We start from the raw sequence: 23,455 nt of genomic DNA, 5'->3' as shown, positions 1-23,455 counted from the left end.
GAAGACAGACAAATTAAAATTTAAAAAATATAATTCTTAACACTTGAAACTAATGAATTCAAAATATTTTTTACTCATCTTTAGCCTTCTGTTACTGAACAGTTGTGCGAAAAACCCAGAAACATACATAGAACACTTGGAAGGATATTGGGAAATTGATCAAGTGACAATGGCAGATGGAACAGAAAAAAAATACACTTATAACGACACAGTAGATTATATCGAAATCTCTGATAGTTTAGCAGGTTTCAGGCTAAAATTAAAACCTGTTTTCGATGGCACCTTTGAAACTTCTAAAGATTCGGAACAATTCACCATAAAAATTGAAAACGACAGCTTAAATTTGTATTACAAAACCCCTTTTGACAGTTGGAAAGAAACTGTTTTAATGGCAACTAAAGACCAGCTAAAAGTTATAAACAAGAATAAGGCCGTATTTTTATACAAGAAATTTGTTCCAATAGACATTACTAATTAAAATGATTTCCATTTTCACTGAAAGACAACATGGCAAAACGAAATAACGAACATATTAGCATTGCAGATGCATTAAAGGAATTTGTTGAAACCAACAAACTTGAACATGGCTTGGATGTTGTAAACGTTCAAGATACTTGGCGGGACATGATGGGAAATGGTGTAAACAATTACACAACAGACATACAACTTAAAAACGATACGCTTTACGTGCAATTAAGCTCCAGTGTTTTAAGGGAAGAACTGAGTTATGGAAAAGCAAAAATTATCGCCATGTTAAACGAATCCCTTGGTAAAGAAGTAATAAAAAAACTGGTTTTACGCTAATAAAACCGATAAAAAAAAGCCTTGTAAGTTCTGTTTACAAGGCTTTTTTATAAAGAATAGGAAATATGTTTACTGCTTTACAAGCTTAATCACTTGAGTCGCATCTTTAGCATGTACATTCATAAAGTAAATGCCTGCTGTAACTTCTGTGATATGGACAGCTTGAAGTTGCTGTCCATTAGACAGGTTGATAGTTTTAATCAATCGGCCATTAATATCGAAAATATCTGCTTTTACCAATTCGATATTGTTTACATTTTTAAGTGTGTAAACTCCGTTTGAAGGGTTTGGATACACTTTGATACTGTTATGTAAGCTTTCAAAATCTGCAACAGAAAGGCTCATTTCGCAGTTGTAAACCGAAATGTCATCAATATACCAACCTTCACGACCATTACAACCATCTGTTCCAACCTCAAACCTAAATTGAATGGTAGAATTGGCAACAACTCCCAAACCAGATAAATCTATATAGCTTCTTCCCCAACTCCCTGAAGTAGAACCACCATCTGAACCTGTAAACGCTTCTTCACCTGCCAAAGGGTTGTCGTTCCCATTATTGTTTATAAAACCGTTATAACCATTGGCTGTAAAAGCACTTGCCGGAAGTAGTGTCCAGGTGTTTCCATCCAAACTGTATTTTATATTGGTTCCATCCCAACTTGCTTCTGTAGAGACATAGTGCATAAAAGTCATCTCAAAGGTTCCCGTTAACTGATTAGGGATGGTAATTACAGGACTTTCCAATCTTAAAATACCGTTTTGTAAAGATGTGGTGCAATTTCCATTTATAGGATCGACTCCAAAAACAGCCTGACCTGTTCTTCCGTCCGGCAAACTGGAAACTACAGCCCAATCCCTAGACTCCCAGGTTCCAGGATTTGATGCGATTTGTGAAACCGTCCAATTGTTTAAACCAGATTCCCAATCTTCAAAAAATATTGGAGCCATAGTAGCAGCAGCACAAGGGTCTGCTACTGCTGAGAGAATTGGCTCGTAGCCACAAATATCGTCGTTGCGCAGTTCCACAGCCAAAAGCACCTTATAAAGTTCATTAAAATCGGAAGCAGTGATAATTTCACCGGAAAGACCTACAGGAGCTCCTGTGCTCAAGCCTTCCAAATTAATACCAAATAAATCTGTACAAGATGCTTCTAAGGCATCTGCCAGAGAGTAAAAATCGCTGGTAGCAGTTAAATATTCGCTTTGAGCCCTCCAGAATATATGTGCTGCTTTAGTAAAGCCAATACCAGTAATGGTTTGCCCATTATAAGTTCCACCATCAACCAAAAGTGCATAAGCATGGTTAGGAATCCCAGAGTTTGAATGAACTCCTCCTCCATCTCCTTCACCACAATAAAATTGTCCATCTGTTAATTTTCCTGGGTCTCCATTACAAGGAGGATTCCACATATCTCTTATGGCTCCACCAAAAGCTGTGGCATCTTCTCCCATTCGCCATCTGTCTGAACTGTTACAAGCTGTCCTTAATGAATGGTCATCATCAGCATCTTGATAATTGTTCAACAAATCCACTGTTTCTCCCCAAATATCAGAAAAAGCTTCGTTCATAGCACCAGATTGATACGCATAAATCAACCCACTTGTGTATTCTGTATAGGCATGTCCCCATTCGTGTGCAATCACGTCATCTGAAGCTGTTCCGTTGCAATAATTAGCCGTCACACCATTCCAATTGGCATTGGGACAAGACACATTTGGGTTGTTATTTATGGTTCTCATTTGAGCATCTGCACCATTATAAGATACATATCCAAACGCGTTATTGAAAAAATTGTAAACATGTCCAGAGGCCTCAACTTCATTTCTTTGCCAAATGTTTAAAGTTCCTGGAAATGCATCTCCTTCTTGCCAAACAATGTTTGAGGTGTTGTTCTCATAAACAATTCTATCCATAGCATGCGCCATTCCTGTAAATTGCTCTGTAATGTTACCAGAATGTGCATTTACATACACATATTCCCTAACATCTGCATCGTTTCTAACCTCAACTTCATAAACCAATTGTGTAGCCCCAAAGGAATTGTCTATCAATCCCTCTTGAAACAAATATAAAATGGTATCAAAAGCGAACAATGTTACTCCAGAATGGTTTTTGTCCTGTTTAGTCACATTTTCTATGGCAATGTTACTTGCTTCTGATGGAGTAATAACAGGATTGGTATTGTTTTTTATATTGGGAATATAATTTCCGTTAATGGCTGTTAATTGATTGTTGGTATTAAAATGAAAACGCAATTGACCATCAAATACTGGTACGTTGTTTTTATGTTGTGTTAAAGTTAAGTGCTTGAACCCATGAACATCCACTTTAACTGTTCCAATAAGGAACGTATTTTCAATGGTTTCAAACGGAAATAAATCTTTATGGGTTTGCAAAAAAGATACTGTTTTGGCTTGAATGGTAAGTCCATCCAAATCTAAAGGTTGATTTGTTGGAAATTTAATAAATTCAGCAACGCCATTAGAGTTTACAGTAATGTGCGCGTTGGTTTCCGTTTTCAATTGCTTGATTGCTTTTAGCATTTGTTGTGAAAAAGCCATAGGGCTAAACAACAGAAAACCAAGCAAAAGGATGATAGTTTTTTTCATTCGTAAATATTTAGGTTGGGCGAATTTAAAATAAAAAAGCCTGAAAAATTGAATTTTCAGGCTTTTCTATAATGTATTGGGATTGTTTTTACTAAAACATTTCTCTTCCAGAAAAATGAAAAGCACCTTCAATGGCAGCATTTTCATCACTATCACTTCCATGAACGGCATTTTCACCAATAGAAGCAGCATAAAGTTTTCTTATGGTTCCTTCGGCAGCATCTGCAGGATTTGTAGCACCAATCAATGTTCTAAAATCTTCAACTGCATTTTCTTTTTCCAAAATAGCAGCCACAATAGGACCACGAGTCATGTATTCTACCAATTCACCAAAGAATGGTCTTTCACTGTGAATTGCATAAAACGCTTCTGCATCTGCTTTTGTCATTTGTGTTAATTTCATTGCTACGATTCTAAAACCTGAAGCATTTATTTTTTCTAAAATTGCGCCAATGTGTCCTTTTTCAACTGCATCTGGCTTAAGCATTGTAAATGTTCTGTTAGTTGCCATTTAATTTTTTTTTAATTTGGGTGCAAAAGTAAGGTATTTCATTATAAAAACCACAAAAACCAATATTAAAAAATTGTATCTTCGTTGCCTATGAAAAAAGACGATATAAAAAACATAAAACAGCTTTTAGAAACTCCCAAACAAATTGTTATTGTACCTCATAAAAACCCAGATGGAGACGCTATTGGCTCAACACTTGGTTTATACCATTATCTTTTAAAACACAAGCACCAGGCAACGGTTATTGCTCCAAACGATTATCCTGATTTTTTAAAATGGATGCCTGAAGAACCTAAAATTTTAAAATACGATTCGCAAAAAGAACCAAGCGACATGCTTATTGCCAAAGCAGATATTATTTTTACTTTGGATTTTAATGCCCTAAATAGAACTGGCGACATGGAAGACGCTTTAAGCGCTAGTGACGCCATTAAAATCATGATAGACCATCATCAACAACCAGAAAATTATGCTGTTTACAGCTATTCTGATGTTAGTATGAGCTCCACTTGCGAGATGGTTTACAATTTCATAGATATGCTAGGGGACAAAAACCTTATAAACGAAGCCATTGCAAGCTGTTTGTACGCTGGCATATTAACAGACACAGGTTCTTTTAGGTTTCCATCCACAACAAGTAAAACCCATGAGGTTGCGGGATATTTAATAGATAAAGGCGCCAATCATTCCGAGATTTACAATCAAATATTCGACAATAACAGTTACGAACGCCTACAGCTTTTAGGACGTGCGTTAAGTAACCTAAAGGTCTTACCGGAATACAGAACAGCTTACATTACCTTGACTCAAGACGAGTTAAACGAATATAATTTCAAGAAAGGAGACACAGAAGGTTTTGTTAATTATGGCCTTTCCTTGAACAACATCATATTTGCAGCTATTTTTATTGAAGACACGCAAAATAACATTATAAAAATCTCGTTACGCTCTAAAGGAAGTTTTTCGGTCAACGAATTTTCCAGAGCTCATTTTGAAGGTGGTGGACACACCAATGCTGCCGGAGGAAAAAGCAATTTGGATTTAAAATCTACAGTTGAAAATTTTATTAGTATCTTACCAAGCTATAAAAACGCCCTAAACAATGAGTAGAATAATTGCCTTATTAATATGTGCTTTGCTTTTTGTGGCCTGTAAATCGCCTGAAGCAAGAAGACCTGTATCTTCCAAATCCGGATCTTTTATTGATGCATCTGTGGAGAGAAACATTAAATTAAATGAACGCGAGCAAGCCTATATTAAAAAAATCATGTCAGAAAATCCTGAACAGGAATACATTGCTTCAGAAAACGGGTTTTGGTATTATTACAATGTCAAACAAGCCGACAGCCTAATGTCTCCAGATTTTGGGGATATTGTTACTTTTAATTACAACATTAAAACATTAACAGACGACATTATTTATTCCAAAGAAGACCTAAAAACCCAAACTTATGTTATGGATAAGCAAGAATTGTTTTCTGGTCTTAGGGAAGGATTAAAACTTATGAAATCTGGGGAAACCGTAACATTCATGTTTCCATCGCAAAAAGCTTATGGATATTATGGAGATGAAAATAAAATTGGCATCAATGTGCCTATTAAATGTGAAGTCTCAGTAAACTCCATTATAGATAAATAACCTCAAAGATAATTTCCAAAAAACACTATTTTTACAACAGAAAAATTAATTACTCATGAACATTTTAAAACATACTATGAAAATTTTATTTCTTGCACTTTTGGTAAGTTTTACCTCTTGCGAACAGCAAAAATACCCAGATTTGGAAGATGGCCTTTATGCTGAATTCGTTACCAACAAAGGGATTATGGTCGCTAAATTACATTACAAGGAAGTCCCTGTAACAGTGGCAAATTTTGTGGCTTTGGTAGATGGCACACACCCTAAGCTTCCTGATTCCTTAAAAGGAAAAAGATATTATGATGGGACAACTTTCCACAGGGTTATAGACAAATTTATGATCCAAGGAGGCGACCCAACAGGCTCTGGTGCTGGTAATCCAGGCTACCGTTTTTTAGATGAATTCCATCCTGATTTAAAACACGATAAACCAGGTATTTTATCCATGGCCAACTCGGGACCAGCAACCAATGGAAGTCAGTTTTTTATCACTGAAGTGCCTACCCCAAATTTAGATAACAGACATGCCGTTTTTGGCGAATTGGTTATTGGTTTGGATGTACAGGACAGTATTTCCAATGTAGCTGTTAGTCAAGGGAACAACAAACCGGTGGATCCTGTTGTTATTGAAACCATTAACATTATTAGAAAAGGACAAGAAGCTGAATCATTTGATGCTGCCAAAGTTTATACTGATGAGTTGCCTAAAGTTGAAGAAAGACAAAAACAACTAAAAGAAGAAGAAAACCAAAAACTTAAAGAAAATGCCAAAGCTGCTGCAGATAACTTTATAACAAAAAATGCTGATTTGGGTGGCACAGTTAAAAAGTTAGATACTGGAGTGGTCATGATTTTCACCAAGCAAGACGAAGCTGCCGTTAAACCTACTTCGGCACAAAAAGTTTTGGTTAACTATGCTGGTTATTTTGAAGATGGCCGCTTATTCGACACCTCTTGGGCAGAAGTTGCCAAAGAAAACAATGTGTATAGCGAACAACGTGATGCCCAAGGAGGCTACAAACCGTTCCCTATGATTTATAACGAAACTGCAAGTCTGGTTCCAGGATTTAGAGAAGCAATGCTTAATATGAATGTAGGCGATAAAGCACGTGTATTTATTCCTAGTTATCTTGGTTATGGAGCAAATGGTATGGGACCAATTCCTCCAAACAGTAACTTGGTTTTCGATCTTGAAATTGTTGGATTAGCTGAATAATAGCTTATAAGCTTAAATTTTTAACAAAAAATAAATAAACCACAATTCCACAAATAATATGTATTTGTGGAATTGTGGTTTATTGTTTGCAGGTATCTAGTTTTGTTTTTCAGGAATCTGCTTCAAAATTTCTAACACAAACTTCCAGTATTTTTGAGCTGAAGATATTTGCGCTCTTTCGTCTGGAGAATGTGCACCTTTAATGTTTGGCCCAAAACTAATCATGTCCATCTCTGGATAATTCTGTCCAAGAATACCACACTCCAATCCAGCATGACAAGCAGCCACATGTGCTTTTTGTCCATTCATTTTTTCATATAAATTATCCAACACTTTTAAAATAGCCGAATCCATATTAGGTTTCCAACCAGGATAATCTCCAGAAAATTCAACTTCGCAACCAGTTAATTCAAACGTGGCACGAAGCATATTGGCTAAGTCCCATTTAGAACTTTCAACAGATGAACGTGTTAAACAGGCTATTTTAACCTGTCCGTCTTTTACAATAACCCTAGCAATATTATTGGATGTTTCTACCAAATCTGGAATATCTGCACTCATTCTATATACGCCATTCAGTGCAGCATACAAAGCTCTGGTTAGACCTTCTTGAACTCCCAAATCCATAACTTTTTTTGGTGTTTCAATGTTAGAAATCACAATTTCCATATCTGGTTCCATGGTTTTAAGCTCGGCTTTAATCTCGTTGGCATGCTCTGCCATTTCAGCTTTAAAAGCCTCTTCATGAATGGCATCAATGGCCACTAAAGCTTTGCTTTCTCTAGGAATGGCGTTTCTTAAACTACCTCCATCTATTTCAGAGATACGCAAGCCAAAATTCTCGAAACCGTCAAACAACAAACGGTTTAGGATTTTATTGGCATTACCCAACCCTTCATGGATTTGCATTCCTGAATGTCCTCCTTGCAAGCCTTTTACTGTTACAGAAAACCCTATTTTAAATTCTGGTGTTTCTTCTTCCTTATAGGATCTGGTTGCTGTTACATCTACTCCTCCTGCACATCCAACTCCTATTTCATCATCTTCTTCTGTATCTAAATTCAAAAGTATTTTGCCTTCAAGCAAACCCCCTTTTAAACCCATAGCTCCTGTCATGCCTGTTTCTTCGTCTATGGTAAACAACGCTTCAATGGCTGGATGAGGAATATCGGTACTTTCCAAAATAGCCATAATGGTTGCAACGCCCAATCCATTGTCTGCACCAAGGGTTGTGCCTTTTGCACGAACCCAATCGCCATCTACATACATCTCGATTCCTTGTGTTTCAAAATCAAAATGAGTATCAGCATTTTTTTGGTGTACCATATCCAAATGAGATTGCATAACAATCGTTTCCCGATCTTCCATTCCTGGTGTGGCAGGTTTTTTTATAATCACGTTCCCTACCTCATCCTCTATGGTTTCCAAGTTCAGCTTTTTACCAAAATCTTTCATAAACGCAATCACTTGCGCTTCTTTTTTAGAGGCTCTAGGCACAGCGTTTAAATCGGCAAATTTATTCCAAAGTTGTTTTGGTTCCAGGTTTCTAATTTCTGAATTCATATGTATATTTTAAAAGTTATACAAAGGTACTTATATCTTATAGAGTATTAAAACATTTGATTATTTTTGAAAGATGTTCAAGAACCCAAAACCATACATAGCCTTTTCCATAGTTCCATTGTTCCTTATAGTGAAACTCCTAAAGCAATTCCCTGAAGTAGTTGAAACTTATTACAGTTTGGGCATATACCCTGTTATTTCTAGCTTGTTCCGGTTTACTTTAGGCTGGATTCCGTTTTCCTTTGGAGATGTGTTTTATGGTTTTGCCATCATTTATATAATAAAGTGGCTTGTTGCAAACCGAAGACGGATTGTTAAGGACACCAAATATTGGTTGATAGAGGTATTTGCAGCCATCTCCATCATTTACCTGGCGTTTCATATATTTTGGGCCATGAATTACCACAGGTTGCCTCTACACGAAAGTTTGGGACTGGAAGCAGATTATTCAACTGAGCAACTTCTTTCTGTTACTCAAATGCTTATTGAAAAATCGAATGCCCTACATGGGCAATTAGCTAAAAACGATTCCTTAAAGATAGATCTACCATATAGCAAAAATAACATTTTAAAGATGGTCCCTGAAGGTTTTGAAGCTTTACAGAAAGAATTTCCACACTTGGAATATCATCCTAAAAGTTTAAAAAAATCATTGTTTAGCTTGCCCTTAACATATATGGGATTTAGTGGCTATTTAAATCCGTTAACCAACGAGGCCCAGATAAACGGATTAATTGTTCCTTATAGGTTTCCAGTGGTTGCTTCTCATGAAGTGGCACATCAATTAGGCTTTGCAAAGGAAAACGAAGCTAATTTTATAGGTGGTTTGGCAGCTATTAACCATAAGGATACGTATTTTAATTACAGTGGCTACACCTTTTTATTGAAACATTGTTTGTTGGAAATCTACAAACGTGACAACAAGTTATATTTTGAAACCTTAAAAACCATAAACAAAGGTATTTTAAAAAATTATCAGGAAGTTCAGGATTTTTGGGACCATCATCAAAACCCAGCAGAACCCTTGTTTAAAAGCACGTACAATAGTTATTTAATTGCCAACAACCAAGTAGATGGCATGAAAAGCTACAGTTATGTCGTGGCTTTAATAGTGAATTATTTTTAAATAAAAAACCTTTAGAAAATAGATAAATCTCGTCTGATTTATTTCTAAACAACTAATTTTGCAATCTATGATAAAGCAAATTACAAGCAGTCAAAACACTTACATAAAAGAACTGTACCTACTGAAGGAAAAGTCCAGGGAACGTAAAAAATCTGGTTTGTTTTTAATTGAAGGGGTTCGCGAAATTGGGTTAGCAATAAAAGGAGGATATGTTATAGACACTTTGTTATTCTATCCAGCTTTATTTCCAGAATCTCAGCTTAACCAGTTCAATGCAACACCTAAAAACATTATTGAAATTTCTAAAGAGGTATACCAAAAATTGGCGCACAGAGCAACAACCGAAGGTGTTATTGCCATAGCAAAAACTAAAGTATGTGCTCTAAAACATTTAAACTTTAAAACTAAAAACCCATTAATTTTAGTGGCCGAAGCTCCTGAAAAACCAGGAAACATTGGAGCCCTGTTACGTACTGCCGATGCAGCCAATGTAGATGCTGTAATTATTGCAAATCCTAAAACCGATTTATACAACCCAAACATTATACGTTCCAGTGTTGGTTGTGTTTTCACAAATAACATTGCCACGGGTACAACATCAGAAATCATTCAGTTTTTAAAAGAAAACAATGTATCCATATATTGTGCGGCCTTACAGGCCAGTCAAGATTACCACACGCAAGATTTCACTAAAGCCACTGCTTTGGTTGTTGGTACAGAAGCCAGTGGTCTAAGCGATGAATGGTTAGCACATTCCAACCAAAACATCATTATTCCCATGCAAGGTGAAATTGATTCCATGAATGTATCGGTTGCAGCCGGAATCCTTATTTTTGAAGCCAAAAGACAACGAAATTTTCTATGAAAATTAGCTGTAAACAAATCACAAAATATAAATTCCAAACCAACCACTTTATAATTTCGAATTTGGGACTTTAAATATTTGAATTTTTATTTTTTTATGACAGCTACAACCTTATTCTATATTATCCTAGCCATATTAATAGTAAATTTTATTATTGACAAAGCCCTGGACGCTTTAAACGCTAAGCATTTTAATGACCCTATTCCCCATGAGCTTCAAGATGTGTATGATGAAACTGAATACAAAAAATCTCAGGCCTATAAAAAAACCAATTACAAATTCGGGTTGCTTACCTCTTCATTTTCAATGGTTTTAACCCTAATTTTTTTAATTTTCGATGGATTTGAATATGTGGACAACATTGCAAGAAGCTATTTTGAAAACCCAATTATAATTGCGCTTATATTCTTCGGCATAATAATGATTGGAAGCGATATCCTCTCCACGCCTTTTTCTTACTATAGGACTTTTGTTATAGAAGAGCGTTTTGGTTTTAATAAAACCACTAAAAAAACCTTTGTGATGGATAAAATTAAAGGCTGGCTTATGATGGTTTTTTTAGGTGGAGGCATATTGGCACTTATTATTTGGTTTTATCAGTTCTCTGGCGACAATTTCTGGCTGTATGCTTGGGCTTTAACAACTGTTTTTACCATCATTATGAACATGTTCTACGCCAAGCTGATTGTACCATTATTTAACAAACAAACCCCTTTGGATGCTGGCGGATTGCGAGACAAAATTTCAAACTATACCAATTCCGTGGGTTTTAAATTAGATAAAATTTTTGTCATAGATGGTTCCAAACGAAGCACCAAGGCCAACGCCTATTTCTCAGGTTTTGGCAGTGAAAAACGTGTTACCCTTTTTGATACCTTAATAAACGATTTGGAAGACGAGGAAATTGTGGCTGTACTTGCCCATGAAGTTGGTCATTACAAGAAAAAACACATCATTTTCAACTTAACAGCTTCTATTATACTAACGGGATTAACTCTTTATATCTTGTCTATTTTCATATCAAATCCATTGCTCTCACATGCTTTGGGAGTAGACATCCCCAGTTTTCATATTGGGCTTATTGCTTTTGGGTTATTGTATGCGCCTATTTCAGAAGTCACCAGTTTAATCATGAATTGGATTTCTAGAACCTTTGAATACCAAGCAGACAATTACGCCAAAAAAACCTATAAAGCCCAGCCTTTAATAAGCTCTTTAAAAAAACTCTCTAAAAACAGCTTGAGCAATTTAACACCACATAAGGCCTATGTTTTTGTGCACTATTCGCATCCTACCTTATTGGAAAGAATTAAAAATTTAAAATTAAAGGCTTAAATTTCAATTCATGAAACTTTTCTTGTTTTTTATGAAATAAAAAACGTGAAACATCTTATATTTATATAAAAATTCACACAGATTTAGAATCTTACCATTCCTTCAGTTGCAAAAAGCAAAAGGGTTGTAAATTCGCTTTGATTATACTATTTTTAAGTCTATGACAGAATTAGAGCTAGAACAGGAAAATGCTGCCATTACACAAGCTTACAAAGAATTGCTTCGTGTGAGTTACAGAACACTTTCAGACGACGATAAAAAACTTATCAGAAAAGCCTTTGACGTAGCTGTAGATGCACACAAAGACCAACGCAGGAAATCTGGCGAAGCTTATATCTTCCATCCTATTGCTGTTGCCAAAATTGTGGCACAGGAAATTGGCATGGATGCCACATCCATTGCTGCTGCGCTTTTACATGATGTGGTAGAGGATAACGATGATTATACCATTGCAGACATTGAACAATTGTTTGGGGAAACCGTTGCAAAAATAGTTGATGGTTTAACCAAAATCTCATCTTTGGACACCGAAATGGACGTGTCCCTTCAAGCTGAAAATTTCAGGCGCATGTTGCTTACCCTTAATGATGATGTGAGAGTAATAATCATAAAAATTGCCGACAGGCTCCACAACATGCAGACCATGGAATCCATGCGTTCAGACAAACAGGTGAAGATTGCATCGGAAACATTATACATCTACGCGCCTTTGGCTCATAGAATTGGACTTTACAACATTAAAACCGAATTGGAAGATTTAGGTTTAAAATATACAGAACCCGAAGTTTACAAGGATATTTTAACCAAAATTAAAGAAAGCAAAGAAGAACAAGACGCCTATATTAATGAGTTTACAAATGTTATTAAAACCTCTTTGGACAAAGAGCAGTTGGAATATGACATAAAAGGTAGACCAAAATCCATTTTTTCCATTAGAAGGAAAATGCAGAACCAAGGTGTTTCTTTTGATGAAGTTTATGATAAGTTTGCTGTTAGGATTATTTATAAAAGCGAACCTGAAAACGAAAAATTCCTGGCGTGGAAAATTTATTCCATAGTAACAGACCATTTTAGGCCCAATCCCACCAGACTTCGAGATTGGATTTCCTCGCCCAAATCTACTGGTTATGAAGCCTTGCACATTACTGTTGTGGGGCCAAAGGGACGATGGGTTGAAGTGCAGATAAGAAGTGAACGAATGAACGAAATTGCCGAAAAAGGTTTTGCTGCACACTATAAATACAAAGAAGGAAATGAAAAAGACGACAGTTTGGACAGTTGGATTGCCAAACTACAGGAAGCTTTGGAAAACCATGAAACCAACGCTGTGGATTTTGTGGAGCAGTTTAAACTTAACCTCTATTCCAAAGAAATATTTGTTTTTACTCCTAAAGGCGAACTAAAATCCTTGCCAAAAGGAGCTTCTCCATTGGATTTTGCCTTTAGCATCCATACCGAAGTTGGTATGAAAACACGTGGTGCCAAAGTAAACGGAAAATTGGTTCCTTTAAGTCACGAATTGAAAAGTGGCGATCGTGTAGACATTTTAACATCAGAAACGGCCAAACCCAATTCCAACTGGTTGGATTATGCTACCACTGCCAAAGCTAGAAGCAAAATTAAATCTGCTTTAAAGGAAGACAAAAAAATAATTGCCGAAGACGGCAAAGAGATTCTTCGAAGAAAATTGAAACAATTAAAAATTGTTTTGAATGAAAAATCGGTTAATGAGTTGGTAAATTACTTTAAACTTAAAACCAGCCTGGATTTATTTTATAGAGTTGGCATAGGAACCATAGACAACACCATGCTTAAAGAATTTGCTTCATCCAGAAGCAATGCGTTCATGAGCTATATTAAGAATAAAATCTCCAGGAAACCAACCCTTACCAAAGAAGAGCTGGATAAAGATGAGATAACCTCCAAATACGATTTATTGGTATTTGGCAAAGAAGAAGAGAAATTGGATTATAAATTTGCCAACTGCTGCAACCCAATTCCTGGTGATCCTGTTTTTGGCTTTTTAACCATTAATGATGGTTTGAAAGTACATAAAAAAAACTGCCCAAATGCTGTAAGCTTACAGTCCAATTATGCATACAGAATCATGACTGCCAAATGGATCGATTCATCGCAACAAGAGTTTGCAGCTCAAATCATCCTTTCAGGCATTGATAATTTGGGCTTGGTAAACGAAATCACAAAAATTATTTCCTCAAACATGCACGTGAACATGAAAAGTCTAAGTTTTCAAAGTGATGATGGTATTTTTTCTGGTAAAATAAATGTGATTGTCAAAAACAATACCTTATTAAAAAAGCTTATGGAGAACCTGAAAAAAATTAATGGTATCGATAAAGTCTCCAGAGTTTAAAAATTAATGTAAATTTGCCACAGATTATGAGCTTAAAAACAGACACAAAAAATCAGGAAATTGTAAAAAACGTGTTTACAGCTTTTTTGGAAGAAAAAAGCCATCGTAAAACACCAGAGCGTTATGCCATTTTACAAGAAATCTATAATAGCGAAGAGCATTTTGATATTGAGTCTTTATACCTTAGTATGAAAAACAAAAAATATCGCGTCTCTCGCGCCACGCTTTACAATACCATAGAATTGCTATTGGAATGTGGCTTGGTCAGAAAACATCAGTTTGGTCAAAATCAGGCACATTATGAAAAATCCTATTTCGACAAACAACACGACCACGTGATCTTAACAGATACAGGCGAAGTGATTGAGTTTTGCGATCCAAGAATACAAAGCATAAAAAAAACAATTGAAGAAGTTTTTGATATAGAAATCAAAAACCATTCACTCTACTTTTACGGCAACAGAAAAACAACTAAATAACTTATTTTAAAATGGCAGTAGATTTACTACTAGGACTACAATGGGGAGACGAAGGCAAAGGAAAAATTGTTGATGTTCTTACTTCCAATTACAATATTATTGCTCGCTTTCAAGGTGGCCCTAATGCAGGACACACCCTTGAGTTTGATGGCATAAAACATGTTTTAAGAACCATTCCTTCAGGAATTTTCCACAAAGAATCCATAAATGTTATTGGTAATGGCGTGGTGATAGACCCAGTGGTCTTTGCCAAAGAATTGGAAGGATTGGACCAATTTGATATCGATTATAAAAAGAAACTCATTATTTCCAGAAAAGCACATGTAATTCTGCCAACACATAGATTGTTGGATGCTGCCAGTGAAGCCTCAAAAGGAAAAGCTAAAATTGGTTCAACCCTTAAAGGAATTGGCCCAACCTATATGGACAAAACAGGAAGAAATGGAATTCGTGTAGGTGATTTGGAATTATCAGATTGGAAAGAAAAATATCGTGCTTTGGCAGATAAGCACGAAGCCATGATAAAATTCTACAATGTAGATGTTCAGTATGATTTAGAGGAAATGGAAGTGGAGTTTTTTGAAGCTGTAAAAGTTTTAAAATCTTTGCAATTTATAGACTCAGAGGAATATTTGTACCAAGCACAAAAAGCTGGAAAAACCATTCTTGCCGAAGGCGCTCAAGGCTCCTTATTGGACATTGATTTTGGTACTTATCCATTTGTAACATCTAGCAACACAACAGCTGCTGGAGCTTGTACAGGTTTGGGCGTGGCGCCTAACCAAATTGGCGACGTGTATGGTATTTTTAAAGCATATACAACACGTGTTGGCTCCGGTCCATTTCCAACAGAGTTATTTGATGAGGTAGGTTTAAAAATGGCTAAAGTAGGAAACGAATTTGGAGCTGTTACTGGACGTCCAAGACGTTGTGGCTGGCTGGATTTGGTTGCATTAAAATACGCTTGCCAAGTTAATGGTGTTACTAAATTAATGATGATGAAAGGCGATGTCCTTTCTGGTTTTGAAACTTTAAAGGTCTGTACTGCTTACAACTATAAAGGCGACACCATCACTCATTTACCATATAATATTGAACCAGAAAACATCCAACCTATCTATACAGAATTTAAAGGGTGGAAAGAAGATCTAACCAAGATGACAGAAGCCTCCCAATTCCCTAAAGAATTGAACGCTTATATAGATTTTTTGGAAAAAGAACTGGAAATACCAATCTATGTGGTTTCTGTAGGACCAGATAGAAAACAGACTATTTTTAGGTAACAACTTGCTTGCACTGAGCACAGTTTATGTCTCTTTCAGAACAAAGTGAACTTGTCTGCCAACAGGCAGAGAATCCCATAAAACAAAACCTGTCAAGTAATTATCTTGATAGGTTTTTCTATTAAAAATATCTTAATGCCACACAACAGAAGATATTAATCATTATTTTTGGACAAAATTTAAGATGTTGCAACAACCAAGTCAAAACTTACTTAGCTTTTTCTTATGCCTTTTATTCTTTGGTATGTCTTTTGCCCAAGAACAAAAACGTATTGAGATTAAATACTCTGGATTTCTGGAGTTTAAGGAAGAAGAAGCTCCTGGTTTAAAAGTCATGACTCGCGACGATTCGCAACAAATACATGTGCTTCACGAAGGTGTAAATATGTATTGTGACCAAGCACTACTTTACAGTAACGAAGATTTTATTGAAGCTTATGGCAATGTTAAAATGGTTCAAGGAGACACCATTAACATGACAGCCAAGTATGTGGAGTACAGTGGCAAAACCAAATTGGCTTTTGCTAGTGGAAACGTGGTCCTTACAGAACCTAATTCCACGCTTACCACAGACACCTTATATTTTGATCGTGTCAAGCAACAATCCTACTATAAAACAGGTGGACAAGTGGTTCGCGACTCTTCTGGCACCATTACCAGTAAGATTGGTCGTTATTATATGGATGCTAAAAAATACCAGTTTGTTAACAACGTGGTGTTAACACATCCTGACTATAAAATCAACACCAAACATTTGGATTTTTATTCAGAAAGTGGTTATGCTTATTTATATGGACCTTCGACCATTGTAACCGATGACAGCAAAACCTATTGTGAAAAAGGGTTTTATGATACCGAAAACAAACAAGGTTATGGTGTTAAAAAAACCAAGATAGAATACGATAATCGGGTTTTTGAAGGCGACAGTATGTATTTTGACAACACTAGAAGCTTTGCTTCTGCAACCAACAACATTACAGTAACGGATACCATTAACAAAAGCATCATTAAAGGGCATTATGCCGAGGTATACAAAGACAAAGACTCTGTTTTTATTACCAAAAGAGCCTTGGCAATCTCAGTGCAGCAAAACGATTCCATTTATGTGCATGCAGATACTTTAATGGTCACAGGAAAACCAGACAAAAGAATTACCAGAGCATTTAGAAACACTAAAATGTACAAATCTGACATGAGTGGTAAAGCCGATTCCATACACATTGACCACCAAACAGGTTTGACACAGCTTATCAATCTATCCAGACTGTCACCAAAAGATGCCTTTGCCGTTAAACGAAGACCAATAATCTGGAATTTAGGAAACCAAATGACTGGAGATACCATTCATATTAAATCGAATCCCAAAACAGAAAAACTAGACTCCTTAATTGTGTTTTATGATGCCTTTTTAATAAGCAAAGACACCATAAGCGAAGACAGTTACAATCAGATTTCAGGAAAAAGACTGGTAGGACTGTTTGACGAAAAAAACAATTTAAGGCAAGTGGACATTATTAAGAATGCTGAATCCATCTTTTTTGCCAGAAATGATGAGCAGGAACTTTTTGGCATAGACAAGGCTAAATCCGGAAGCATTTCCATCTTTTTTGCAGATGGAGACATTGAGCAATACAACCGCTACAATCAAATTGATGCTAAAACCTATCCTGAATCTGAGTTCCCAAAAAATGCCAGAAAGCTTAGAGGTTTTGATTGGCGAGAGGACGAACGACCTAAAAGTGTGGAAGACTTGTTTAGCGACGATCCTCCTTTAAATTTACCAGTTATTAAGGGGTTGGAAGATTATGTGCCACAGGAAGAGTTTTTTGACGAGAGCATGATTGGCCGTATTGAAAAAGCCGAAAAAGCAGAGCAGCCCAAAGCAAGTAAAGATGTCAAAAACAACCAAAAGAACAATAAAAAGAAACGCTCTAAAGCATCTAGACACCTACCTCAACGTATTTTGGACAGCATGCAACAAAAAAAAGAAAAACCCAAACCCTTAATGGAAGCATCTGAAAATTAACTATGGCTGAAGATTTTTTAAAATACCAAGCACAAACATCACCACATCCATTGGCCATGAAAGTTTCTCATGCCAAAGGATCCTATATTTATGATGTTAACAACAAGGCCTATCTGGATTTTGTTGCAGGTGTTTCGGCTTGTACCTTAGGCCATGGACATCCTAAAGTGGTTGCTGCCATTAAAGAGCAATTGGACCAATACTTGCATGTTATGGTTTATGGTGAATACATACAGGAACCAGCTGTGGAACTCGCCAAATTTTTGGCAAAAAATTTACCTAACAATTTAGAAAAAACCTATTTAACCAATTCTGGTACCGAAGCCATTGAAGGTGCTTTAAAATTAGCCAAAAGAGCAACAGGCAGAAGTGGTATTGTTTCAGCAAAAAACGCTTATCATGGAAATACCATGGGCTCCATGAGTGTTATGGGTTACGAGGAGCGCAAAAGAGCCTTTAGACCTCTCTTGCCTGATGTGTCCTTTATGGAATTTAACAACGAAGAAGACCTATCTAAAATCACAAAAAAAACAGCTGGAGTTATTTTAGAAACCATACAAGGTGGTGCCGGATTTATAGAACCTAAAAATCATTATTTAGAAAAAGTAAGGGAACGTTGCGATAAAGTTGGAGCCTTATTGATTTTAGATGAAATCCAACCTGGAATTGGTAGAACTGGAAAACTGTTTGGTTTTGAACATTACAATTGTGTCCCAGATATCTTGGTTACCGGAAAAGGTTTAGGTGGAGGTATGCCTATTGGTGCTTTTACAGCATCTGGAAAATTAATGGACTTACTTCAAGATAAACCTAAATTAGGACACATTACCACGTTTGGTGGTCATCCTGTAATAGCTGCTGCTGCCTTGGCAACTTTAAAGGAAGTCACCAAAAGCGATTTAATGGCGCAAACCCTTGAAAAGGAGCAGTTATTTAGAAAACATTTAGCGCATCCTCTTATTCTAGACATACGTGGTAAAGGCTTAATGCTTGCTGCCATAACACCTTCAGCAGATATCACAAACCAAGTTATTTTAGCCTGTCAGGACGAAGGTCTCATCCTGTTTTGGTTACTTTTTGAACCTAAAGCCATTAGAATAACACCTCCTTTAACCATTACAAAAGAAGAAATCATCAAAGGTTGTCAGATTATTTTAAAGGTTTTGGATGAAATTCAAGAAAAACACAGCTAAACAACTATCTGAAAATCAATAAAAAACAAGCTTATTCGCAAAAGTGTTCATTACTTTGTTAAAAACATTTAAGCAATTTTATCATAAAAATCAATTAGTACGTTACATTTAAGTACTATAAACCATATAAATGTGCTTATGGAGTTTAGTCCCAACGACAACAATAATTTACCTCTAACGAAATTTGAATCGATGTTAAAAACAAACCATGTGTTGTTTTTCGATTCAGAAGAATTTGAGAATATCATTCACCATTACCTCACACAAGGTAAAATTTCACTAGCCAAAAAAGCCATTAAATTAGGATTGGAGCAGCATCCTGATTCCACCAATTTAAAACTTTTTAAAATTGAAATTTATGTTTTTGAAGACAAGCTGGAAGAAGCAGATGCCTTATTAAACGAACTTTATGAGTTAGAACCTCGCAACGAGGAAATATACATCCAAAAAGCCAATATCCTTTCAAAAAAGGACCATCACAAAAAAGCCATACATGTCTTAAAAAAAGCCCTGGAACTTACAGACGATGTTCAGGACATTTATTCCTTAATAGGTATGGAATACTTGTTCCTGGATAAATTTGAAGATGCCAAATATTACTTTATGAAATGTATGGAAGAAGATATGGAGGACTATTCTGCGCTGTACAACATGATTTATTGCTTCGAGTTCTTGGACCAATACGATGAAGCCATAGACTACCTTAACACCTTTTTGAATAAAAACCCATATTGCGAAGTGGCTTGGCATCAGTTGGGAAAACAATATTACGCATTAAAAGAACACGAAAAAGCCTTGGCAGCCTTTGATTTTGCCATCATTTCCGATGACACCTTTGTTGGAGCCTATTTGGAAAAAGGAAAAGTGCTGGAAAAACTAAAACGCTATGAAGATGCCTTAGAGGCTTATTCCTTAACATTGAAACTGGATGACGCAACGTCATTTGCCTTATTGAGAATTGGTCACTGTTACGAAAAATTGGATCAAGACGAATTAGCCATTCAGTATTATACTAAAACAGTAAAAGAAGATCCTTTATTGGATAAAGGATGGATTGCCATTACAAAATATTACAACAAAAAAGGTAATTACAAAAAATCACTTTATTACATCAATAAAGCAATCAATATCGATTCTGAAAATGTAATCTATTGGAAACTGTATGCGCAATTAAATTTCAGGTTAAACCTTTTGGAAGAAGCCGAAAGAGGCTACAAAAAAGCTTTGGAACTGGGTAACTACGAATTGGAAACTTGGTTGGTAAGAGGCGATATTTTATTGAAACTTGGTGAACCGGAAGCTGCTGTTTACAATTTTCTACAAGCATCGGAATTTTATCCAGAGAATGCCGAAATTGAATATAGGTTGGCTGGATTGTATTTCACTTTAAATGAAACCGAAAAAGGCGAATATCATTTAAAAAACGGGCTGTCCTTTAATGTAGAGTATGCATTTATACTGGAAGAGCTCTTTCCTAAAGTCTATAAAAAAAGACAAATTAAAAACTTGCTTAAATCCAAATAATAGTAAAAACGTCTAACTTTATTTACATACCTTTGGGTCTCTTTTAATAACTGAAGCATGCAAAGACGTTTTAAAGACTATTTCCTTATAACCTTAAAAGGTGTTGCCATGGGAGCTGCAGATGCCGTTCCAGGAGTTTCTGGAGGAACCATTGCCTTAATTTCCGGCATCTATGAGGAGCTTATTTCCACCATAAGCAATGTGAATATTTCCCTAATTAAAACCTTAAGGCAAGATGGATTTAAAACTTTTTGGAAAGCCTTAAACGGTAATTTTATTTTAGCCTTGTTAATTGGTATTTTAACCAGTTTTGCCTCTTTTATGCGACTGGCCAAATATCTTATTGAAGAACATCCTGTTTTAATTTGGTCTTTCTTTTTTGGACTAATCATTGCCAGTATTTTCTTTGTGGGCAAACAAATAAAAAAATGGAGTTTAGCCACAATAATATCCCTTATTATTGGTGCGTTTGCTGCCTATTATGTAACCACATTGCCATCCATGGCCAGCAACAGCAATCCACTGTTTTTATTTTTGGCAGGAGCCATAGCCATTTGTGCCATGATTTTACCAGGAATTTCTGGCTCTTTTATTTTGGTTATTTTAGGAGCTTACAAGACCTTAAGCGATGCCATACACGATTGGGATTTTAAACGTATTGCCATTTTTGCCGTTGGAGCCGTTGTGGGACTTTTAAGTTTTAGCCGTGTTTTAAAATGGCTTTTTAAGCACTATCACAATACCACTTTGGCTTTATTAACTGGCTTTATAGTGGGCTCATTAAATAAAATATGGCCATGGAAAAAATCCATTATGGTTTTAAAAGATACCACTGGCCAAGCTGTTCCATTTTCCAATATTTCCAATTTAGGGTCCTTATCAGTGTATCAACAGCAAATAAATGATTTTGAATCTTACAAAATTGTTACAGAAGAAAGTGTGTCTCCATTTGTCTATTCTTCCATCAACAATGGTGAAAGTTCGCAATTAATTGCCGCCATTGCACTTATAGTTGCAGGTTTTTTAACTATTTTTATTCTTGAAAAAATAGGAAACAAAAAAGCTTAAATGCAGAGCACCAGAACATTTAAGGATAAGATATTTCTAATCTTAAAAGGATTAGGCATGGGAGCTGCCAACAAAGTACCTGGAGTCTCTGGTGGCGTTGTGGCTTTTGTGGCTGGTTTTTATGAGGAATTTATATACTCCCTTCAAAAAGTGAATGGCAAGGCTTTTAAACTGTTGATCAATGGTAGGTTTAAAAGTTTCTTTCAATATATAAATGGTCGTTTTTTAAGTTTACTTTTCCTAGGAATGGTTGTTAGCTATTTTAGCGTATCCAAAATACTGGACTATTTAATTACCCATTACGAGCTGTACGTTTGGAGTGTGTTTTTTGGAATGATTGTAGGCTCTATTTATTACATAAGCAAAGATTTTAAGGATTGGAATTATAAAACCTATATATCTTTGGTTATTGGGATTGTTTTGGGTCTTGGGATTAGTTTTTTGGATCCTGCCACAGAAAACGATAACCTACTGTTTGTTTTCTTTTGTGGCATTATCAGTGTGTCTGGGATGACCTTACCAGGATTTTCAGGTTCTTTTATTTTGATTCTTTTAGGCAACTATGTTTTACTATTGGTCGACTCGGTAAATGCACTTTACGATACCTTTGCCGAATTAATAACTGGCGATTTTAGTTTTATAAACAATTTGGAACGCTTAAGAATGTTGAAGGTTTTGGCTGTTTTCACCATTGGGTCTGTAGTTGGTTTGGTAACTTTCTCTCATATTTTAAATTATATTTTAAAGCATTATAAAAGCATAACCATTTCAACCATTATAGGTTTTATCATTGGTTCGCTTGGTGTGGTCTGGCCTTGGAAAAAAACCATTTTTAAAACCAATATGGACGGAGAGTTTATACTAGACACAACTGGACATAAAATCATTGAAAATTACACACGTTACATACCAGAACTCCATAACAATACCTATATGGCCATTGGCTACATCATCCTTGGAATTATTATAGTTTTGGCTTTGGAGGTTTATGGGAAGAAAACCAGAAAAACAAATGGATAGATTTGGCTTAATAGGAAAAAACATTTCTTACTCGTTTTCCAAGACGTATTTTAAAAATAAGTTTCAAAATGAAACATTATTGAATGCTTATTACGAAAATTTTGACATCCAAAATATTCAGGAATTTCCAAAAATCTTAAAAAGCAATCCAGATTTAAAAGGACTGAACGTGACCATTCCCTATAAAGAAGCCATCATCCCTTTTTTAGACTCCTTAAATAAAGAAGCGCAGGAAATTGGCGCAGTGAACACCATAAAAATCTGCAAAAACGGTAAATTAAAAGGGTATAATACCGATTGGTATGGCTTTAAAAAAACACTGGAACCTCTTTTGAAACCTCATCACCAAAAAGCTCTAATTTTAGGAACAGGAGGAGCCAGCAAGGCCATAGCTTTTGCTTTAAAAAAACTGGATATTGCTTATACTTTTGTTTCAAGAAATTCTTCAGATACGCATCCAATCACATACACATCGTTAAGTGAAAGCGATATACAGAACCATCTTATTGTTATTAACTGCACGCCTTTAGGCACACATCCAAACATAGATGACTGTCCCAAAATTCCATATCAAGCCTTAAACAACAAACACATTCTATACGATTTAATTTACAATCCTGAGCAGACCAAATTTCTCCAACTTGGAAAAGCAAAAAAAGCCACTACCATCAACGGTCTACAGATGCTTATTTTTCAAGCCAATAAAGCTTGGGAAATCTGGAACAGCTAAATGTTATTTACATAAAATATATACGAAGCCTTTGTAAATATTGCAGTTGTTATTATCTTTAACGCTAGAGTATTTTTTTACGAACC

The 23,455-nt window shown here is 35.8% G+C and carries 20 protein-coding genes; 17 read left to right on the top strand and 3 right to left on the bottom strand.

Annotated features, from left to right (window positions below):
* Positions 1-52: 52 nt before the first annotated feature.
* Positions 53-478, top strand: a complete 426-nt coding sequence (locus D778_RS10005; protein WP_040492101.1) for a lipocalin family protein — start codon at positions 53-55, stop codon at positions 476-478.
* 29 nt (positions 479-507) lie between these two features.
* Entirely contained in the window at positions 508-804 is a 297-nt protein-coding gene (locus D778_RS10000; protein WP_007650262.1) for a DciA family protein, read from the top strand.
* A gap of 69 nt (positions 805-873) precedes the next feature.
* Here the strand turns inward: D778_RS10000 and D778_RS09995 are convergent, their stop codons facing one another.
* Complete coding sequence (locus D778_RS09995) at positions 874-3,417, bottom strand: M4 family metallopeptidase (RefSeq protein WP_040492099.1); 2,544 nt, start codon at positions 3,415-3,417, stop codon at positions 874-876.
* A 91-nt stretch (positions 3,418-3,508) separates the two neighbouring features.
* Positions 3,509-3,928, bottom strand: coding sequence for a nucleoside-diphosphate kinase (locus D778_RS09990; protein ID WP_007650258.1), 420 nt, complete (start codon positions 3,926-3,928; stop codon positions 3,509-3,511).
* Between the two features lie 90 nt (positions 3,929-4,018).
* On the opposite strand from D778_RS09990, the gene D778_RS09985 reads away from it, so the two are divergent.
* From D778_RS09985 to D778_RS09975, 3 genes are all read left to right on the top strand, one after another.
* Positions 4,019-5,038: a DHH family phosphoesterase gene (locus tag D778_RS09985; RefSeq protein ID WP_007650256.1), complete on the top strand. Its 1,020-nt coding sequence runs from the start codon at positions 4,019-4,021 to the stop codon at positions 5,036-5,038.
* A complete protein-coding gene (gene gldI, locus D778_RS09980; protein ID WP_007650254.1) occupies positions 5,031-5,567 on the top strand; it encodes a gliding motility-associated peptidyl-prolyl isomerase GldI in 537 nt (178 codons plus the stop codon). The genes D778_RS09985 and gldI overlap by 8 nt, the downstream gene beginning before the upstream one ends.
* A gap of 76 nt (positions 5,568-5,643) precedes the next feature.
* Entirely contained in the window at positions 5,644-6,783 is a 1,140-nt protein-coding gene (locus D778_RS09975) for a peptidylprolyl isomerase (RefSeq protein WP_007650253.1), read from the top strand.
* A 96-nt stretch (positions 6,784-6,879) separates the two neighbouring features.
* Here D778_RS09975 and D778_RS09970 read toward each other — a convergent pair whose 3' ends face one another.
* The gene (locus D778_RS09970) at positions 6,880-8,346 is read right to left on the bottom strand and encodes an aminoacyl-histidine dipeptidase (protein ID WP_007650251.1); all 1,467 of its coding nucleotides are present in this window, start codon (positions 8,344-8,346) and stop codon (positions 6,880-6,882) included.
* A 73-nt stretch (positions 8,347-8,419) separates the two neighbouring features.
* On the opposite strand from D778_RS09970, the gene D778_RS09965 reads away from it, so the two are divergent.
* The 12 genes from D778_RS09965 to D778_RS09910 all read left to right on the top strand — a co-directional run bounded on the left by D778_RS09965 (position 8,420) and on the right by D778_RS09910 (position 23,369).
* The gene (locus tag D778_RS09965) at positions 8,420-9,472 is read left to right on the top strand and encodes a DUF3810 domain-containing protein (protein WP_040492098.1); all 1,053 of its coding nucleotides are present in this window, start codon (positions 8,420-8,422) and stop codon (positions 9,470-9,472) included.
* 67 nt (positions 9,473-9,539) lie between these two features.
* On the top strand, positions 9,540-10,337 hold the full coding sequence (locus D778_RS09960; protein ID WP_007650248.1) for a TrmH family RNA methyltransferase: 798 nt from the start codon (positions 9,540-9,542) through the stop codon (positions 10,335-10,337).
* A 96-nt stretch (positions 10,338-10,433) separates the two neighbouring features.
* Complete coding sequence (locus tag D778_RS09955) at positions 10,434-11,672, top strand: M48 family metallopeptidase (protein WP_007650247.1); 1,239 nt, start codon at positions 10,434-10,436, stop codon at positions 11,670-11,672.
* Between the two features lie 160 nt (positions 11,673-11,832).
* Positions 11,833-14,046, top strand: coding sequence for a RelA/SpoT family protein (locus tag D778_RS09950; RefSeq protein WP_007650245.1), 2,214 nt, complete (start codon positions 11,833-11,835; stop codon positions 14,044-14,046).
* 26 nt (positions 14,047-14,072) lie between these two features.
* Entirely contained in the window at positions 14,073-14,525 is a 453-nt protein-coding gene (locus tag D778_RS09945) for a Fur family transcriptional regulator (RefSeq protein ID WP_007650243.1), read from the top strand.
* Positions 14,526-14,536: 11 nt separating this feature from the next.
* Positions 14,537-15,808: an adenylosuccinate synthase gene (locus D778_RS09940; protein WP_007650241.1), complete on the top strand. Its 1,272-nt coding sequence runs from the start codon at positions 14,537-14,539 to the stop codon at positions 15,806-15,808.
* Positions 15,809-16,052: 244 nt separating this feature from the next.
* A complete protein-coding gene (locus D778_RS09935; protein WP_238307649.1) occupies positions 16,053-17,834 on the top strand; it encodes an OstA-like protein in 1,782 nt (593 codons plus the stop codon).
* 2 nt (positions 17,835-17,836) lie between these two features.
* On the top strand, positions 17,837-19,027 hold the full coding sequence (locus D778_RS09930) for an aspartate aminotransferase family protein (RefSeq protein WP_007650237.1): 1,191 nt from the start codon (positions 17,837-17,839) through the stop codon (positions 19,025-19,027).
* A gap of 138 nt (positions 19,028-19,165) precedes the next feature.
* Positions 19,166-20,551 (top strand): tetratricopeptide repeat protein, encoded by a 1,386-nt coding sequence (locus D778_RS09925; RefSeq protein ID WP_007650234.1) that lies wholly within the window; start codon positions 19,166-19,168, stop codon positions 20,549-20,551.
* 57 nt (positions 20,552-20,608) lie between these two features.
* Positions 20,609-21,619, top strand: coding sequence for a DUF368 domain-containing protein (locus tag D778_RS09920; protein ID WP_007650233.1), 1,011 nt, complete (start codon positions 20,609-20,611; stop codon positions 21,617-21,619).
* Positions 21,620-22,639 (top strand): DUF368 domain-containing protein, encoded by a 1,020-nt coding sequence (locus tag D778_RS09915; RefSeq protein WP_007650231.1) that lies wholly within the window; start codon positions 21,620-21,622, stop codon positions 22,637-22,639.
* Positions 22,632-23,369 carry a shikimate dehydrogenase family protein gene (locus D778_RS09910; RefSeq protein WP_007650230.1) on the top strand — a complete coding sequence of 246 codons (738 nt, stop codon included), beginning with the start codon at positions 22,632-22,634 and terminating at the stop codon, positions 23,367-23,369. The genes D778_RS09915 and D778_RS09910 overlap by 8 nt, the downstream gene beginning before the upstream one ends.
* The last annotated feature ends 86 nt before the right edge of the window (positions 23,370-23,455 follow it).

The organism is Xanthomarina gelatinilytica, from assembly GCF_000348685.1.
Taxonomy (GTDB): Bacteria; Bacteroidota; Bacteroidia; order Flavobacteriales; family Flavobacteriaceae; genus Xanthomarina; species Xanthomarina gelatinilytica.
Note: the sequence above shows the minus strand (reverse complement) of the source record. Positions and strands in the feature narration are given on the sequence as shown.